A 2,605-nucleotide genomic window follows, 5' to 3' on the forward strand; every position below is an offset into this window, starting at 1 on the left:
ATTACGTCAGGCATCGCTGCACCATTCCCCTTATAGGGAACGTGTTGCATCTGTACGCCCGCCTTCTTCAGCAGCATTGCGGCAGCGATGTGTGTCGTAGTGCCGACGCCGGCAGAGCCATAGCTGATAGTGCCTGGCTTTTCCTTCGCGTCTTTAAGCAAGTCTGAGAGAGACTTGTAGGTTGACTTGCTGCTCGTCACGATCAGCGCCGGTGACCGAACCATCGTCCCTACATCGATGAAATCTTTCAGTGCGTCGTAGCCGGGTTCTTTATTGAGGGACTGCTGGATTGCAAGCGTGCTACCTGTCGACATCAAAGTATATCCATCTGCCGGTTGCTCCTTGGTGTAACGGATTCCCACCAAGCCCCCAGCCCCAGTACGATTATCAACGATAATCGATTGCCCCAAGATTTCTCCGAGCCGCTGGCAAATCACACGAGTCGTCACGTCTCCCCAGCCGCCGGCAGCGACTGGCACAATAACGCGGATCGAGCGTGTCGGGAAGTCGTCGGCGGCCCAAGCGCCGAGGGGCGCGGCCACAGTAGCCGAAAGGATCATTCCAGCGATAAGTCTCGTCAACCTAGTCATTAACTGTCTCCTAATCTTGTTTTGTGTCTCGCTTACTGGACCTCTTCCGCCTGCATCTCTTCCCGAAGGCTCGCTCGATTCGATGCAGGCGACGACCAACGGATCTTAGAATCTTCTTACTCGCTTTTTAGCGTGTTGACCAAAACCTTAATGTCATCAAGTGCGGTCAGCCCTCGTATCAATTGAAAGCTTCTGTCAATCGCGTCCACATCGGCGCCTCCGTATGGCATGAGCGCCCTATATTTAGATTCGATCTGATCCCATTCGATGCCGCGCACGGCAGCGCCTTTCGGAAAGCGGATCGACCGCTCAATAACACGTCCATCATTCGTCTCAATCTTGACGATAGCGCCGCTTTTGTACAGGTTCTTATCTGGGACGTCGTAGTCGACCCGCGTCACGCGATTGAACAGAGATCTAATGCGGGGGTCAGAAATCTTTTCGGGGAATGCATGCGGCCAACTGTAATCTTGGTCAGCTGCGCCGGCCGCAGCAAAGTAGAAAGGACTATGTGCGATGCCAATTAGATCGGTTGGATTCTTTGGTCCGGGAAACGGGTAGTCGGGCAACGTGAACGAGATGTGATGGATGTCAGTCACATCCAACTCTCCTTCTCTTGCGGCGAGGGCCGCCGCTTCTGCCACCGCATGAAACGGAGAGCCGCCCGGGACCATCTTGATTCCGAGTTCAGTCAAAATGCTCCACTTACTTCCCAACTGGTCGATCACGGCCCTGGCATCGTGTTCCCCACCCAGAGTCTCGAAGAAACCACGCTTCATTTCGAATGTTCCGAGCTCTGCCTCGTAACCCAGCCCGGCCGCCTGAGCGCTGTAGACGCCCATCATTGCAGCATTGCCAGCGTGGTATTCACGAGCAAGACTTGTCGCTGCCGCTGCGTGCAGGCCGCCCATGGAAGTGGCGGCCAACGATAACGCATGCGCCGCAGCGTCTCGGCTCAGGTTGAGCAAACGCGCGGCCGCCGCCGCCGCAAAAGTCGCAACAACGCACCCGTGGAAACCCTTGCGCTGCAACCCGCCAATCATCGCTGTGTTGATGTTGCCCGCGATCTCATACCCAACAATGATCGCCTCAACGATTTCGGCGCCCGATGCTCCGCGCGCTTCTCCCATTGCCATCGCCGCTGCGCATGCTTGGGTTCCGCTATGCACGATGTTACGAAGGTCGCTATCGTCAGACGCAGCAGCGTCGCTCATTAGCGCGTTCAACCTAGCACTCGCCACCACTGGCAAATGCTCCCACTCGCCGAACCACGCCGAACTCTCAGACGCTCCTCCTCTGCTCAGCTCCAGCGACCTGATGAGCTTGCTCGAATCGAGAGTTGATCCCAACGCCGCGCTGGCGAGCGTACTTGCCAGAAGCATCTTCCCGTAGTCGACCGCGTCTGGCGGCATGTGCTCAATATTCGATTCCGTTATGAAGCTGGCGTAACGGAGAGAGAGATATTCACTCATTGATGGTTAGCGTTCCCACATCTCTGCGAATTAGCTGGAGGGTATCGGTGCCGTGCAATCTCGGCAGCGTCAGAATCGACTGTACGTCGAAGGTACCGCAGTGTCAACGCAAAAGGAACGCGTTTCATTGGTCGAAACTTACGAATTCGGTGAGACCGTAGATTACGGAAAGGCTATCGAGGCTCAGATATGGTGTGAAAACGCTGTCGCCGGCCCTGAAGATGACCGCGTTTTACAGTGTTTTTGGTGAGCGCCGCACTCTCGATCCGCCGAGCGCTGATCGAGGAGCGAGGCTGTACGGCACTCGCATTTCTACTTGAGCGGTTGAACGACTGCTTGTGTTCGGCCACGCCTCCTCTGGCACAGCAGTCGTAGTCTTGCCGCGTCGGTCAACATTCCTGGGCGCACGCAGCGCTCGATGCTCGAAACGAAAACGCTTCTCGACAGCTCCGAGCGGCCAACGTCGGGCCAGTACGTTGGTGCGAACGATATATCCAGCTAGAAATGCCTGCTCGCCGCTGAGCTGCGGGTGAAAAAAAGTCG

General features: G+C 56.2%; 2 protein-coding genes. Both read right to left on the reverse strand.

Annotation, left to right across the window (positions count from 1 at the left end):
• On the reverse strand, nucleotides 1–590 hold a 590-nt coding region (locus P7F28_RS05860; protein ID WP_277183547.1), incomplete at its 3' end, for a tripartite tricarboxylate transporter substrate binding protein.
• Between the two features lie 116 nt (nucleotides 591–706).
• A complete protein-coding gene (locus P7F28_RS05865) occupies nucleotides 707–2,062 on the reverse strand; it encodes an MmgE/PrpD family protein (RefSeq protein WP_277183548.1) in 1,356 nt (451 codons plus the stop codon).
• Nucleotides 2,063–2,605 lie beyond the last annotated feature (543 nt).

The sequence above is a fragment of the Caballeronia sp. BR00000012568055 genome (genome assembly GCF_029439455.1).
Taxonomy (GTDB): Bacteria; Pseudomonadota; Gammaproteobacteria; order Burkholderiales; family Burkholderiaceae; genus Caballeronia.

Coding starts and splice junctions, on each gene's coding strand:
- P7F28_RS05865 (WP_277183548.1), bottom strand. CDS start 2,062: ATGAGTGAATATCTCTCTCTCCGTTACGCCAGCTTCATAACGGAATCG.